The 16,294-nt window shown below is 33.5% G+C and carries 13 protein-coding genes; 3 read left to right on the top strand and 10 right to left on the bottom strand.

Translation table 11 applies throughout. The features are described 5' to 3' along the window. Nucleotides 1–14: 14 nt before the first annotated feature. The 5 genes from WC614_07175 to WC614_07155 all read right to left on the bottom strand — a co-directional run bounded on the left by WC614_07175 (nt 15) and on the right by WC614_07155 (nt 4,144). Complete coding sequence (locus WC614_07175; GenBank protein MFA5032784.1) at nt 15–707, bottom strand: hypothetical protein; 693 nt, start codon at nt 705–707, stop codon at nt 15–17. After that, on the bottom strand, nt 704–1,948 hold the full coding sequence (locus tag WC614_07170) for a tyrosine-type recombinase/integrase (GenBank protein MFA5032783.1): 1,245 nt from the start codon (nt 1,946–1,948) through the stop codon (nt 704–706). The genes WC614_07175 and WC614_07170 overlap by 4 nt, the downstream gene beginning before the upstream one ends. A gap of 215 nt (nt 1,949–2,163) precedes the next feature. Continuing rightward, entirely contained in the window at nt 2,164–2,820 is a 657-nt protein-coding gene (locus tag WC614_07165; protein MFA5032782.1) for an NYN domain-containing protein, read from the bottom strand. Between the two features lie 405 nt (nt 2,821–3,225). Then, nucleotides 3,226–3,603: a hypothetical protein gene (locus tag WC614_07160; protein MFA5032781.1), complete on the bottom strand. Its 378-nt coding sequence runs from the start codon at nt 3,601–3,603 to the stop codon at nt 3,226–3,228. Between the two features lie 25 nt (nt 3,604–3,628). Then, complete coding sequence (locus tag WC614_07155) at nt 3,629–4,144, bottom strand: hypothetical protein (protein ID MFA5032780.1); 516 nt, start codon at nt 4,142–4,144, stop codon at nt 3,629–3,631. A gap of 156 nt (nt 4,145–4,300) precedes the next feature. Here WC614_07155 and WC614_07150 point away from each other — a divergent pair, with 156 nt between their 5' ends. The 3 genes from WC614_07150 to WC614_07140 are packed head-to-tail and all read left to right on the top strand — an operon-like array spanning nt 4,301 to nt 7,935. Further along, a complete protein-coding gene (locus WC614_07150; GenBank protein MFA5032779.1) occupies nt 4,301–5,308 on the top strand; it encodes a DUF6094 domain-containing protein in 1,008 nt (335 codons plus the stop codon). A 3-nt stretch (nt 5,309–5,311) separates the two neighbouring features. Next, nucleotides 5,312–5,857, top strand: a complete 546-nt coding sequence (locus WC614_07145) for a hypothetical protein (GenBank protein ID MFA5032778.1) — start codon at nt 5,312–5,314, stop codon at nt 5,855–5,857. A 5-nt stretch (nt 5,858–5,862) separates the two neighbouring features. Beyond that, nucleotides 5,863–7,935, top strand: a complete 2,073-nt coding sequence (locus WC614_07140; protein MFA5032777.1) for a DEAD/DEAH box helicase — start codon at nt 5,863–5,865, stop codon at nt 7,933–7,935. 101 nt (nt 7,936–8,036) lie between these two features. On the opposite strand, the gene WC614_07135 is transcribed toward WC614_07140, so the two are convergent. Genes WC614_07135 through WC614_07115 form a run of 5 tightly spaced genes read right to left on the bottom strand, consistent with a single transcriptional unit; the run spans nt 8,037 to nt 16,282 of the window. Continuing rightward, nucleotides 8,037–8,831 carry a phosphocholine cytidylyltransferase family protein gene (locus WC614_07135; GenBank protein MFA5032776.1) on the bottom strand — a complete coding sequence of 265 codons (795 nt, stop codon included), beginning with the start codon at nt 8,829–8,831 and terminating at the stop codon, nt 8,037–8,039. A 1-nt stretch (nt 8,832) separates the two neighbouring features. Continuing rightward, nucleotides 8,833–9,522: a gamma-glutamyl-gamma-aminobutyrate hydrolase family protein gene (locus WC614_07130; GenBank protein ID MFA5032775.1), complete on the bottom strand. Its 690-nt coding sequence runs from the start codon at nt 9,520–9,522 to the stop codon at nt 8,833–8,835. A gap of 20 nt (nt 9,523–9,542) precedes the next feature. After that, entirely contained in the window at nt 9,543–10,316 is a 774-nt protein-coding gene (locus tag WC614_07125; GenBank protein MFA5032774.1) for a hypothetical protein, read from the bottom strand. A gap of 42 nt (nt 10,317–10,358) precedes the next feature. Beyond that, nucleotides 10,359–12,707, bottom strand: coding sequence for a PEP/pyruvate-binding domain-containing protein (locus WC614_07120; protein MFA5032773.1), 2,349 nt, complete (start codon nt 12,705–12,707; stop codon nt 10,359–10,361). After that, nucleotides 12,704–16,282: an SUMF1/EgtB/PvdO family nonheme iron enzyme gene (locus WC614_07115; GenBank protein MFA5032772.1), complete on the bottom strand. Its 3,579-nt coding sequence runs from the start codon at nt 16,280–16,282 to the stop codon at nt 12,704–12,706. The genes WC614_07120 and WC614_07115 overlap by 4 nt, the downstream gene beginning before the upstream one ends. Nucleotides 16,283–16,294 lie beyond the last annotated feature (12 nt).

The following is a 16,294-nucleotide window of genomic DNA, read 5'->3' as shown; positions in this document are numbered from 1 at the left end:
ATAATCAGTGGAATTTAATCGTTTACAAATGTCAGCATCAGGCTTAAATTTTCAGGTTCAATTCCAAATTTTTCGATGTACTCCATAGCGGTTGGAGAGTACTGAATGGAATTTAACGGAAATAAGAATAACTTATCGGGATTGCTCGGCTTATTTCCAATACCAACTACAATAAAAACAGGATAGCCTTTCTCTTTATTGAATGATTTATACTTTTGAATTTGATAATCTTTGACCAACAGAATCCTGCCGGAATCAGTCCTGAAAAAATCAGCCCTGTATTTGCATTCCAATGCAACTATCTTGTTTGTTCCCCTGTGCCTCAATATAATGTCCGGATTTGACGATGATTCTATTCTTCTTGGAATGCCTTTTATAGTATCTTTTGTGTAATCAACAATGCTCCATTCGTTTTCAGGCAGAAGATTGATTATGTATTTTTCAAAAGCCACTCCTTTTTCATAGGGGTCTTTATCGTTGAATTCTTTCTTTTTCTGAAACATTGGACTTTTTAACAGATTGCCTTCCCTGTCTAAATAATAAAGACACCCTTTTTCCTTCTTGATGCCCAATTTTGCAACTTTTTCTTTCAGATGCTTAAAAGTTTGCCCACCTTTAGCCATCGGGCATCTTGATATATCGCCATCCGAGTCAAGGAAGTAGATGTATCCCTTTTCTCGTTCTGTTTTTGCAATTGGAATACTCATTTGGATTTTCTCCTAATCATTTTTTCTTTATTTACAGGCAGAATAACATCAAATTTTTTGCCAGACAATTTTTCAAATGCATTTTTCATTTCATTTTGCTCTTTTTGCATCTTTATTAGCATATCCATAACGGTTTTTTGTTCGGTATCTATTTTCATAGCTTCTTTCAAGTCAAGCGCTCCGCCGCAAGCTTCACATATTGTAGCTGTAGCAGGATTTTGTTTGCTACATCTTGAGCATTTCCGAAGCTCAAACTTGCTTCTTTCTTTTTCCTCATCTTGTGCCAGGCCATAGACATTAAGTAATGCCTTATCAGTGTCCCTGCCGGACATATGGACATAAACAGCTGCCATATCCGAGGACTGGGTCCAGCCGAACAATTCCTTTAATTGCGCTTCTGTTAACTTATTAGCAAGAAAAGTTGCCCTTGCATGCCTGAAAGAATGTGGATTGACTCTTTTCTTTATTTTACCCTTTTCTGCCAGTTTTTGAAGCATTTTTGTAGCTCCTCTGTAGCCTATAGAATAACCCCAATTAAATTTATAGTTTTTTAACTTGTTTTTGTCTTTTGCTATCTCTTTTGTAGTGCCCCTCACAACCCACAAAGGCGCTTCAGGATCATCTTTGTCAGGATGAACATCTTTCCATGAGGCAAGATAAGGAGTAGCTCCGATAACTCTGATTCTTCTCATCCCTGTTTTGCCATTAACCGTCAAAACAGCGCTATACTTGTCAAAAATAAGGTGTTTAAGCCTTAATGTCAGGAGTTCACCGATTCTGCATCCAGAATCCGCCAGAGTGGAAATTAGAGCCTTATCACGGGGATGCTCTGCCGCATTAATCATCTTGTTTATCTCATCTTCTGTTAAAAGCTCTTCCGGCAGAATATGTTTGTCCTGTTTTAATGTAGTAGGTATCCATTTTACTTCATCAGGATAAACTCCTTTTTCCTCAATTCCTCTCAGCCACTGGTAAAAACGCTTTATTGCTATTCTGGAGTCTTTTTTTGTGTTTTCACTGTGTTCTCTGTTGTTCACTTCCTGAACTAATTTCTTAATATCCTCTTTCTTCGCTTCGGCAAAATCTTTCCCCAGCATTTTGCCAATGGATAGCAATCTATTAAGATAGAAAAGGACTCTGGGTTTACTTAAGCCTTTCACGGAGCAGTCTTCACAGAATTTCAAGATAGTTTCTTTATTAGTTTCTGAAATATCAGATTTTTTTATTCTTTCGATAGCCATTCTTATTTGCTTGTCAAAATCATACAGGTCTATTTTGAATTTCTGCATGAAAATTAATACCGACGATACTTTTTAAGCTTTTCGGTGTAAGTTGCACCTAAGGTACAAAGCACGGGGAGGATTCGGAAGCTAAGGCACAAAGCACTCGCCAAGGTATAAATTGAACCTTAGGTTCAATTCCCATAGGAACTGAAGTTAAAATTTTGTTCTTGATTTTATTGCTTATGTGGAGGTATTTGAGATTTTTCCAACATTTCTTTCGTGATCAGTATATCATCTGAACAGCATTGCAACAATTCTTCAGTTACTGGGGAAGGAAAATGGCAGAAAATCACCTCTTTTTTTAGATATTTGATTATATATCTTATTGCTGGACAAAAATCAGCATCTCCACTAAATAATAATGCAACATCATATCTATCGTTCAACGCATCCAATAACAAATCGATTGCCAATTGTACATCCACTCCTTTTTCAGTATTTTTGTATATGTCTTTAACATTAACTTGGTTCTCGCATCCAGGACATTGTATGGAATCTGCCTCTTGTATCCCGCAATTTTCACATTCTATATTTATTTTATTGAGAGGCCTTTTTACCAATCTACCCAATGATAAATCCAAAAATGGGGTTTTCTTCAGATGTTCAAAAAATCTAAGCTGTTTTGCATACATTTCTGGATCTTCCTGTTGATTTACTGGAGAATTATAATATCTAATCTTAACCAATTCTTCAGATTTTAGATCCAATAATTGATTAGTCATGTGATGAAAATGAATTTTTGTTATTCCATAATTGCCTTTACAAAAATGGTAGAAATTGCTGCCATCATAATATGCATAAATCCTCTTATTTTTTATTGAGCCTTCCATAACGCTTACACAAAATTTTAATATTTATGAGTTTATTTAATAAAATTATTAGCCTTTCGTTACCGGCTTTAGGCCAGTAACAAAAGGGAGTTAATTAATGATAATAGCGATGGTTTGTTTATAAAGTTTTCTAAAGAGGTTTGAAAAATTCATTGTTTTATTTATAAAATTTATGCTACTTTAGTGGCCTAGAGCACGGGGAGGGAATCGAAGCTAAGGGTCAAAGCTCACGGAAATTGTGCGGAGTCGTGAAACGATGAGAGAAGACGATAGCTCTGTGATGTTTATTTAATAGCATTACTGTATAAATAACTTTCTGTTTATTAGGATTGTGCTACTGGAGAGGTTTAAAACTTAGGCTGAATCGGGGCAAAAGGATATCTATTAGAAAAAAACTATTGGGGCTTATTCTTTATCATATAATGTCTTTTCAAAAATTTTAATTATTGTAAAGATAACAATACACAACACAGAAATTAAAGAATAGCTATGCTGAGAAGAAGTATTGTTAGTAGAAAAATAGCTTGTTAAGCTATAACCGAACACACCCGCACTAATTAAATGACCTATAGAAAATAACGTATAAATTCCTGTGGACACTTTTCTTTTCTTAATTAAAATTCTGAATGCTTGATTTACATTTGCGTCAGTTATTATTGTTGAACCATCTGCTTCACAATAATGTTTTGATAGTTCATGAAGCCTTTCTTCAAAGGATTTCACTTTTTCTGTTAACAAAGCGGTTGTTCTTTCCGGAATTAGTAGACCTTTACTTGCATCCATTATTACCTCCCTTGAAAAGCCCTTTTTATTTAAACATATTTTGAAAAGTCAATCTAATATGTTCTAAATCTTTACTTTTATCTCTATCTTTATCTAACATTTCTTTTGCCTTTTTTAATTTTTCAATCGCACTATCAAAACTTAATATTATATCGATAGGCTCCACAATAGTTCTCTTGTTTTCCCTTGCAAGTTCCTTGGCCCCATTTAATAAAGAAAATTCAAATGCCTGAACTAATACCGATATTATTTTATTAGCTTTATCCTGAAAACTAAAATACTGTGTATTGCCACTTAATACTAAAGAAGATTCCTTAGCTTTTTTAAGCCCATCAGGAGTGATACTCATTACAAAATGACCGGTGCCTTCTCTATATAGGTTAATATATTCCTTTGAGTGTAAATAAATTACGCATTCATCAAGATTAACACCTTCCATTTTTATCTCTCTTTCTACAACTTCTCTGGGAATGCTTTCGTTTGGATATTTTTGATACATCCAGTTTAAGATTTCATCCCCTTTATCTAATAAGTCTGCCATTATACCTCCTAACAAAAATTTTTATTCAATATAGCTCTTAATTTCACCAATGTTGAAAACATAAATATGATTACAGTATTGTAAAGTTTTTTCTCAATTTTTATTCCGCTTCCAAAGTAGCACAATCCATTTATAGTCCCCGCCCAACGAAATAATATGCGACTCGAAGGGAAAATTAAGATGGGGTATTATCCTACTCCTTTATCAGTTGTTGAAAGAATAAGCTCTTTTCTGAAGTTCCCGCAGGATAATGTCAATATTTTAGACCCGTGCTGTGGCGAAGGATTGGCGCTGAAAAAACTTACCGAAGGTTTTAACGCCACCACTTATGGCATTGAACTTGACGAGCACAGAGGCAAACAGGCTAAAACCAATCTTGATTATGTCATTACAGGAAGTTATGAGGATTCAAAGATAAGCAATAATGCTTTCTCCTGTCTTTTGCTTAATCCACCTTACGATTGGGAGATTCACTCCGACGATGCTGACAGCGAGAGAAAAGAGAAAACCTTCCTTAAAGACACAGTAAAATACCTTCAGCCCTCCGGCACTCTTATATACATAATTCCGCAGCATAGATTGAATGAAGATATTGCAAAGATACTTTCCTATCGTTTTTGTGATTTCAATGTATTCAGGTTCCCGGACGAGGAGTATGAGGCACAAAAACAGATTGTTCTGTTCGGAAGAAAAAAGAGCAAAAGTGTCGTAAATGAAAATGATTTTTGGAGATTACAAAGCGTTTATAGAGAAAATCTTCCGGAAATTCCGTATTCCAAAGAGCCTCTTTATAAGCTTCCTCCTTCAGTGCCTGTTTCGTTGTTCTGCTCCTCTCTGATAGACGAAAAAGAGCTTGAAAAGGAAATGGGAAAATCAGTTTTATGGCAGAAATTCAATGGCTATGGTGAGGGGAACGGCAATGATATCGGAAGACCGCCACTTCCCCTGCACACAGGCCATCTTGGTTTGTTGCTTGCAAACGGTTGTCTTGACGGAGTTGTTGGAGAAGGCGAAGATAAGCACATTGTCAGAGGAAAAGTGGAAAAAGTTACGCATAAATTTGAGGAATACGCAGATAATGTCCTGATAGAAAGGGAGGTTGAAAAATACAATGTCTCTATAAAACTGCTCAGGAAGGATGGCGAAATCCTGAACTTAATGTAGTAAATGATAGAAAAGGTAAGATACTCGGATGATGAGAAAAGAATAAGTGTTGAAGCATTTACAGACGGCTATGCGTATGACCAGTACTCTCGCCTGTATTTATTATCCGTTGCAGGATATGACAGCAGTGTCAGGGCAATAACCTCTGCTTTCCTGTCATGGAAAAGTGTTGATATCTTAACAGAGAAGCCCATTTCCCTCAGTAAAGGCTATGCCGAGAAATACAGAGTTCTCAGCACAAAAGTAGGAAATGGTTTATTGCATCAGATTGTCCTTGCAGATAATTTTTTCAATTCCTCCCGTGGAGATAAGTTACTTTATATCGATAATGAAAAGCAGACTCCGGAAATAATATACAACAGCATCAAGAAAAGCTATTCCGTCCCCCTGATTCCAGAATGGTCTTTGTGGCTGTATAGAAGATTGGCACAGGAAAACTGTCTTGAGGAGCTGCGAGGCACGAAAAAAGTAATAAGACTTAATGCCGATGAAGAGAAACTTGATTCAATCGTTTCTGAAGGAGTAAAAAACAATGAAATAAGTTTTTAGTCAAAATGCTGGAAGGAATAGAAAACATTACTGATTATTTAAGAACATACGGCAACGAGCTTGCCGACAGGATTAAACAGAAAGCAGAGCCTCTGTTCAGTCCAGGGGATAAGTGGAACAGCAGAATAGGCAATCTTCTAAGAAAGCCCTATCAGGCACAGGGAGATGCTGTTATGGGCATTACGAAACTGCTTTACAATTATAATTCTGCGATTGTTGTGGGAGAAATGGGATGCGGCAAGAGCCTTGTCGGGGCAAGCGTCCCTTATGTTTATGACAATCACGGAAAGCCCACCAGAACTCTTGTTATGTGCCCGGGACATCTTGTAAAAAAATGGCAAAGAGAGGTTATGGAAACAATCCCTGATGCAAAGGCAAAAATAATAACGAATTTGGGAGATATTCTTACCATTGACAGGAATGCCAAGCCGAAAGTTCCTGAATATATGATTGTAAGCAAGGAGCGTGCTAAATTAGGCTATGCATGGAAACCTGCTACATTATACAAGAATGGAAGTTTTATCTGTCCTGATTGCGATGGAGAGATTGCGAACAAGGATGGCATACCTGTAAGCAAGGATTACTTAATCAGGAATAAAAGATGGTGTCCTGAATGCAAAAGCCCCTTATGGGAGGCAGATAACAGCAAGATAAGAAGATTCCCATTGTCTGACTACATAAAGCGTTATCTCAAAAACTATTTTGATTTCTTCATTGCGGACGAAGTTCACGAGCTTAAAGGAGGCTCAACTGCTCAGGGCAATTCTTTTGGATCTTTATCAAGTGCGTGCAGAAAAACAATCGCCCTGACCGGAACGTTGCTCGGAGGCTATGCAGATGATATTTTTTACGTTTTATACAGGCTTTCTCCTGAGACTCTCAAGGAAGAGGACATAGAATACAGCGGTGTTTCAAAATGGATGGCAAAATACGGAGTGCTTGAAAGAATAACAAAAAGCTATCCCGAAGACAATACCTATTCAAAAGGCAAAAAAGGAAGCACGACGTTAAAAAGAAAGCCGGGCATATCCCCGATGATTTTTTCAAAACATCTCTTGAACAAATCAGTATTTATCTCCCTTGAAGACATTGCCACAGACTTGCCGCAACTTTCAGAGGAAGTATCCCGGATAGAAATGGATGAGGAACTTGCCGATGCTTATAATAAACTTCAGGATAAGCTTTCTACGGCGGTAAAGTCTGCTTTAAGCAGAGGAAGCAAGGCATTGCTTGGGACTTATCTTAATGCACTTTTATCCTATCCTGACAGGCCATTTGACAACGAGCCATTAGTTTATCCTGATACCGGTAAAGTAATTGTAACGCCAAAAGAACTTACAAAAAATAACATATATAAAAAAGAAAGCAAATTAATTGATTTAATAAAGCAGGAATTATCCGGCAATAGAAAGGTCTTTACCTACTGCCAGTATACAGGGGTTAAAGATATAATGCCAAGAGTTCAAAAGTTGCTTTTGGATGAGGGCATTAGAGCCGATATAATGAGATATACTGTAAAGCCAGAAGAACGGGAAGAATGGATTGAGAACAGGGTTAAAGCAGGCACTCAGGTTATTATAGCCAATCCGAAGCTCGTTCAGACAGGGCTTGACCTTTATGACTTTCCGAGCCTGATATTTTACCAGACAGGATACAGCATATTTACCCTGAGACAGGCTTCACGAAGGTCGTGGAGAATCGGGCAGGATAAAGACGTAAAGATACACTATCTTTTCTACGGAAACACTATGCAGGAAAGAGCAATGCAGCTTATGGGCTCAAAGCTTGAGGCATCCCTTGCTATTGAAGGCAAGTTTTCAGAGGAAGGATTGCTTGCGATGACATCCGGAGAGGATATGACAACGGCAATGGCAAAGGCTTTAGTGGAAAGGCTTGATGTGGAGGGAGTTGGAGAGGTATGGTCAAAACTGAATGCAAAAAATCCTGTAGGACAGAGACGGGAAAAAACTATTGAGAACAAATTGTTTACGATTAACCCGGTTTATTTTGTGGGGAAGAAAGTCAGGAAGAATGAAAATCAGTTGTTGATTCCGGGATTTTCGGGTATAAAGATATAAGTAGTTTGTGTTGGGAAAGTTGTGAGATAGTATTAAATTTATAGGATTGTTTCTTGAAAATGCACTATTAACTTAAAGACACTCTATCTTATTTAATAAAATTATTTAGAATGAGATGCTTTATAAAAAGAAAAAAGTTTTCCAGTCTCTTTCCACTCCAAATAGTTTTTATAGTCATTTGTGGTATCAAATTCTAACCATCCGTGATAGATTGGAACCCCATATATCTTGTAACCTGAATCGATTACTGCTTGTAGCATATCTGTCATATATGCACGTTCAAAAACCGTTGCTCTCTGCCATGGTTTTCCCGAATAGGACATCCTTGCTAAATGGTAGATTTTTCGAAAGATACTACAACCATTTTCAGATAGTTTTATGAGACCAATATATTGCGCTTGAGTCTCCTCAGGTAAAGGATGAGGTTTTCCGATCTCAATAATCTGATTATTTGAAGAAAATATTAAACTCTCGGCTTCAAGATAGGGATTGCCAAAACGAGCACGAAAATAGCTTTCCCATTGTATATCCACTACAACGGACATATCGTGATTATCTGATAAAATTTTAGAAACCACATATTCTTCGAATATAATATCACCATATGAAATAATGATTTCTCCATTAAGTTCGGGTTCGGCACAAAACAGTGAATAAAGCATATTAAAACCTTCAGGTGCTATATAATATTTTAAACCATTGAATTTTATAAGATGTTCCAGATAACCTTTAACAACTACAATATTTTGTATACCCATTTGGCGATATAAATTTATTTGGGTTTCAAGTATAGTTTCCCCGTTGAACTTTAGCAAACATTTTGGCATATGTAATGTTAAATCTTTCATGCGAGAACCACGACCGGCTGCTAATATAATAACTTTTACATTATTCATCTTACCAGAATTTTCCTTTATAGAAAAATGTTTGCACCAGTTTAAAATCATATTCACAAGTTGATCCATTACGTTCTGGATGCCATTGTATACCTATTATTGGATATTTTAGATGATATATTCCTTCTATTATATCATCCCGACTACACAACGCAAATGGATGAAGGTCTGGTGCAACAACATCCCTAATTATTCCATGATTATGAAAAGAATTTACAGTGAAATTAGCAGAACCAATTGTTTTAATGAATTTTGAATCTGTAATAATTATCTGATGTTTGTTTCTAACATGTTTTATCGTGTTATTAATCATATTTTTAATATTGTAAATAATAACACCACCGAAAAATATATTGATGAATTGCATACCACGGCATATTCCCAATACAGGTAGTTTCTTGGTCAACGCCATTTCTAACAACTTCCATTCTACATAATCTCTCCCATTAGATTTGCCCCTTCGTAGATTAGGGGGAGCATTTACTAAGGAGCGAGAAATATCAGAGCCTCCCGTAAGGATAATTCCCTTAACTTTAAATTGCTTACAATACTCAATAGGATCACAAATTGAATTGGGGATTAAAATTGGTTGTATATCAAGTTTTTGTAAATATTCTATATAGTTTTGGTTAAGTCTATCATTTTTATATACAGAATCTTTCACATTCATTGTAACTGCAATCCGTTTCATATTGTTAGATATATCCTACTTTAATTAGTTTTTTGCTTCTTTATAAAAAAAGCAATGTCTGGTGGTAAATCAATATCACATATAGATATGATATTTGGAATAGAAGCGTCAAAATACCCTTCGACACATATATAAGCTAACCCAAGAGTTTTTCTTAAATGTTCGCATTTTGTTTTAATCAGGTCCCCATGTAATTTTATAAAAAGTTGTAATTTTCTTTTGATATCATAAGAGATATTTTTATACTCGTTTTGCATTTTTGTAACAATAAAAAAATATCTTTCGTTATTTAACGTAGCAATCACCATCGGATGTTTCCCTTGCTCTTTTTCAAATACAAACATAGCTTGTCCGATTCCAGCTTCAATGTAAAATTCTCCTAATGTATTAAAAGCTCTAAAACACATGCTATCAGGATTTCGATCTAAGAATATTTCTGCATTAAGAGATTTATCAATATTTAATAGTATTAAATCCCAAGATTTTTTATCTTCTAAAGATAAATGATAGTTAGTTGCGTGACATGCTATGTTTTTGGGAAATATTGATAATCTAAAAGATTTGTCTGGAAAAAGTTTAGTATATTCTTGAATATCTTTTATAGACCAATTTGGAGAGAGTCTCTTGCATTCCTCTTTTCCAAACCATTTTGTAACAAGATCTCTTTTAAAAAACTTCCAGACATTCGGAATGTTTAAACCATATTTTTCACATATTGCTTCTGCCCATTGGAAAGCTATAGTTTGTGCTTTTATATGATCCCTTGTGGCCATTGCATCATAAATACGTTTCATATACCAGTGTGTCCAAAATTGGTCTTTATTAAAATAATTCATTCAATTAATAATTGAAAGTTTTTCCTCTTCCGCATTTATACAAATTATTTTAGCTTCTTTAAGATGTTCATATATAATCTCTCCACACCCAATAGCAGCAGGTATTTCCAACTCCAAACACCTAATTGCCATATGTGAAGCAATCCCTCCATATTTGGTGACCAATCCAACAATTCCTTGTGCGAAAATCCAGTCATACCCTGGATCAGCTGCTTCAATAAATGCTATCCGTCCCTTTAAATTTTCAATATTTTGATAAAAAACTCGATCAAGTGTTATAATAAAAGCTTCGATTTTTTTATAAGTTACGAAATTTGGTCTTGATTCATGAGTTTTTGCAAACAGAAAATCATCTTTGGATCTGATGAGTGAAGGCAATAATATATAATCATTTATTTCTTTGATTTGTTTGTTTTTCTCAATGTTAATTTGCCATGTTTTTGAAATCCTAGAAATATTAGCATCTAAATTATTACTTGAAAGTATTTTTTCAATGTCCAAATAAGCACATTGAGCTCTAGTGAAACCTAAGATACTACCAACTTTTGCTACTAACTCAATAACATCGGATAAAGTATGCGTAAATTCAAACTTTGCTTTTTCACGCCATTCTATTGCTTCCTTAACCATTTCTAAGAAGAACTCTCCATTTATTTTTAAATTTATTTCTCTAAATATTTTTTCTATTTTAGATAACATTTCAGAATCGGGTTGAAATAATTTCAAACAACAAGGAGATAGTTCATTGCTTTTGCCAAAAATCAGATCAGGTATCTGGTCATAACGTGGGGCAGTAATGTCATATGTACCCGGACGAAGATGCCCATATTTTTCAAGAAAATCTTTTTTAGGCATTATATTTTTATGCACACAGAACAAATCTTTTCTGACAAAAGATACTTGAGTTTCAATAGATGAAAAAAATTTTTCATATTGTTCTGGAGTTATTGCCTTACGATAAAGAAGTTGGCGTAATAATGCATGCCCAATAAACGCAACTCTAGCAAGACGTGCAAAAACGTAGGATCCTTTATCTTTGCAATTAGTAAGAAGCTTTTCAATAGATAAAAGCAACTCATTCAAATATCTCAACGAAGATAAATTAGGCTGTTTTATATATTTTTTTCGATCTGAAGCCAATGTACTCAATAGAATTTTACTTTCTTTTATTAAATTAGGGACATTGTTTAACAATGTTTGCGTTAGCGTATTTAATGAGTCTTCAATTTGAATTATTTCTTGTTTTGAAAAACCATGTCGAAAAAGTAACCGTGTTCTTTTGGAAATTACAACATCAGAACATGAATATGCAACAGTAAATTCTATTTTGTCATGAAGATAAGGTTTTTCTCGTAATTTATTGATTTGATAGCGTACTAAACGATTCCGTATTTTGGCTGGTAATGAGGAAGGAGTTAGTGAAAATAAGCTTGCATTAATATCAATATATGGTTTTCCTGCAAAAGTTATCATGAGTTCTTGTGTTTCTAAATCTGTATATCCAAGGCTCGTTCTAGCTTTATACCAAGTGTCTTTTGTTATGAGGAAACGATAAAGAGATATCGCCAGTTTATTTGGACGGGTACCAAGCATCTCAATAGGATTCCAATCTGCCATGTCTGAATATATTATAGGATTACAAGTAGAAACTGATAGGGATAATTTGTTTAATGTACTTTTTATAACCTTATCATTTTTCCTACATACCCTATTCGACAACAAAAGACGAACTTGAAATATATGAACTATTTTACGGCGATCAATCGCAAATTCAATGTCGAGAATCTTTTCAGGAAAAAACATCTCAATTTCTTGAACAGCGGATAGAATACATGACCAAGGAAACATAACTTTTGAACTTGCAAATCGTGCGATGCGAATAAGTTTTCGCTTTCCAGCTCCTGTGACTAAATTAGTTTGACCACTTTTATTATCGTATTCGATAATATAATAAGGGGCATCTGTTTTAGGATCTCTTGTAAAAATAACGCCACTAATCAGGGGATTTAGCAACTGGCGTTGCACAATAATTTCGTTAGAGAGATTAAAATCTTTCTTTTGGTAGAAAGAATCTATCACTTTGTTAACTGCCGATGTAATTAATTTTACATTGTTGCTTGAGATATTTAATATGCTTTTATAAATACCTGCATGGGTGTCTGTTGCATTGTCTTCCAGAACCGCTGAACTTCGAATAATTAGAGTGTTGCCTAGTTTATTTTTTTGTATTTTTGAAAGTATTGACTTAAAGTCTCTATTCCACTCTCCCACTGTGAAAGAGATAAAATTATCAATTTTAGATTGTCGAAGGTGTGGTAAGAGATATTTAAGAGTACTTGCTTTTGTCACAGTATATCTTTTTTCTTATCATTATACAAATATTTATATAACATTAAAGCTTTCTTTACTATTTCTTGTTCTTCCTTATAATAGAGAATTTCAACAGCTCTTTTAATAGGAAACCATTTAATGTGCTTAAATTCTGTATCATGTTTTTTTAGCTTTTCACATTCTAATTCTAATATAAAGAAGAAAACCGTTTCATCCCATATTTTATTATTATACTCATAACTCCAAGTAGTAAAGTCAATGAAATCTATAATTTTTGACTTATAACCTGTTTCTTCCAATACTTCTCTTATTGCGCATTTTTCAACATTTTCATTTTCTTTAAGCATTCCCTTAGGTATTCTCCACTCTGCCGGGTTTTTATTTCCACATAATAGGACATTTAGCTCATTGTTTTCATATTTCAAAATCAATCCTCCCGCAGAATATACCTTGGTTGAGTCTTTTAGATTTTTTATTCTTCGAACACATCTAAACCCTACATTTTGTTGCCCTTCGTTTGCCTCATAGTCGAAACGATAAGAACACCAAGGTAATATCTCAAATTTACTCCATGCCCCACCTTTTACAATTATCGTTTTATCCTTTTCTTTCCAAGTATTAGTCCATTCCCAAACATTGCCTGACATATCATAGCATCCATATGGACTAACACCATTTGGATATTTATCAACATCCGTTTTCCCAGAAATACCAGACAATCGTGTATTGCATTTTATAGAATCCCAATCGTTTCCCCACGGGAATAATCTCCCATCTGTTCCCCTTGCAGCTTTTTCCCATTCTTCTTCTGTAGGTATATCTTTCTCTATCCATTTAGCATATTTTTGGGCATCGTACCAACTTATATTCGTGACAGGACATTTCTCATGACCTTTAGAAAACATGTGGTTTTGATTAAATTCTCTATATTCTTCATTTGTCACAAGATATTTATCTATCAGAAAAGAACTTACAAATACTTCTCTTTCTGGATATTCACCTATGAACCATGACTTATGAGCTCCTTTTCTTATTATTTCTTTTATTTCTTTTTTATCTCGTCCCATTATAAAATTACTTTCCTTCACAAATACCATATTCTTTGTAATTCTATATTCAATAACTTCTTTTATTTTTTTAATAACTGCCTTACTAATTCTGTTATGCTTTTGGTAGATATCAAATATTTTAGATATTACATTTGGATTTCCAATCTTTTTTAAGACATCAATAACTTTAGTTCTTACTTCAGCCTCAATATTAAATTGAATCATCACAACACAAGCATTTCTCTCTACTTCCAAATTCTTATGGTTAAACGCAGATTCAACAAAAGTAATTGCATTTGCATTATCCAAATTCCTCTCAGTCCAATAATCTACATCAGTACTGTATTCAATAGAAGTTCTTAATAATACTCCTTTTTTAAAATTATCAAGAATTAGTTTGTCTTTCAATTCATTAATAAATTCGTATTTATATTGCTCCATAATACCTTTATAATTCTTCCAATTATTTTCTTCTTGTCTCAACATATCCTGAGCTTCTTTCACCTTATATAGTTCTTTGTCAAGCCATTCTTTAATCTTATTTATTAGATATTCATGTGTTAGTTCATATGTTTCATGTTTTCCATCTTTTTTTCTTATAATCAATCTTCTGTTAATTAACTCTCTTATAATATATTTTAAATCTTTAGAACTAATGGGCATCCCTTCATACTTTATGTTTTCTATCTCCGATTTTTTTAATGGTATCTTTGTCTGTTTTGCTGAAACCATTGATTTCATTATTTCTTTAGCTATTATTTGAAATTTAAAGGAGAAAGGTTCTAATGCAAAATCCACATAATCTGTTAAAATGCCCTTTGCTCCGCCTAACGCAATGTAATCATTAGTCCGTATCACTTTTTGATTTTCATTTAATTTGTTATAAAGAGTATAACATACAATTTGTAATTGAGGCGATTCAATCATATTATTTATTGCTAAATCATCAATGATTATTTCGAGCAAATCTTTTTGTATTGATAACTCTAATATTTCTAATGGCTTAATAATAGCATCCTTTGCATGTTCCTTTGATAATTCTTTTAAACGGAATCTGTAATTAAAAATATCAGGAATTTCTTCACCTATATCATTAAATTCCACAAAGAAATCCTCTCGAAATGAGAGGATAATTTTAACATTAATTGAAAATTCATAAAACAATATTCTAAGAGTGTCTATGAAATCTTTTCTTGTTTTTGAACCCAAGGTTATAAAAAATTCTTCGAATTGATCAATCGCAATAATTAAAGGTTTTCCTATTAGTTTATTAACCTCAATAATCATTTCAATTAATCCATAATTTTTATATTTTTCATACGTAATTGATTCTTGAATTTCTTTTTCAATTTTAAGCCAAATACTTTCTTTGATTGATTTTGTTGGATTTTCAGAACATCTGACATAAACTGGGAAATAATTATTTAAATGTAGTTTAGGGAATACTCCTGCGAGCAGAAAAGATGTTTTTCCTACTCCTGATTTACCAAAGAGCAAAGACAATCGACTATTCTCTATTTTGGGAAGAAATTCAGTTACTTCAGCCTCTCTTCCATAAAAAATGTCTTTATCTTCAATATCAAAGTAATTTAAAAATTTATAAGGTGTTTTTATCTTTTTAGTTTCATTCTTTATTTTTCTAGGAATTTCTTTTATTTCTTTTATTTCTTTTTTCTTTTTATTAACTTCTTGCAATAAATTATTTAGAAAATAATATAAAATTATATGGTTATCTTTGGTGTCATATGGGATAGTGATTATATTAAAATGCTTTTTGTAGGACTCTGCTTTTAAGTCAAATAGTCCTTTTTCATTTACTAATAGATAATGGACTGGGCCTAATTTTAAAGTTTTCTTTAATTTCCCTAAAAGGGTTGACAGATAAGGGTCTGTAAGACTATAACCTATAAAGAGAAAAGTCTTAGTTCTGAATAATATATTCAATGTATCTATGAAAATGGGTGTATTGTAAACTAATTCATCGTAATCGGCTTTGCCTAAGACAATAGTGTTAATGTTTTCAACGGATCCATGTATTTTAAAGATATAAAATTCATTTTTTCTGTTCATTTCATTCATATCTCTTGTGTTTAAAATAGTGTTTACTTTTGCATCAGGAAACCCTTTTTCTAATAAATGATCATAATTAGTCGTTAGTATTTGAGAAAACCCTATATTTTTTATTGTTTCGTATATTTTTGGGAGTTTTTCTACCTTGACATCAAATATCTTCTTAATGAAATTTAGAAAATGATATTCCCCTAGTTTTTCTCTTAAGTATTCGGCAATTTCGTCATATTCTTTATTCTTTTCCATAAGGTCTATGCTTTCTTTATTATAGGTAACATCAATGTTATTATTGTTACAATATTCTAGCATTAAAGAAATTAGTTTCCCCCACAATGGAAAACCTGCACTGGCAGATAAACCTGCTCCTGCAAACAACACACATCGTTGATTGATGATGTCATTGATTAATTCTTCTGGTATATGGGGAATTTGATAATCAATATTTAGAGTTTGGTTAGATATTCTATCTGACATGGATTTTTTTAT

The sequence above is a fragment of the bacterium genome, assembly GCA_041649255.1.
Taxonomy (GTDB): Bacteria; Hydrothermota; UBA3073; order JACQXS01; family JAQTXJ01; genus JAQTXJ01.
The sequence above is the reverse complement of the archived record's forward strand: the minus strand, read 5'-3'. Positions and strand labels throughout refer to the sequence as shown.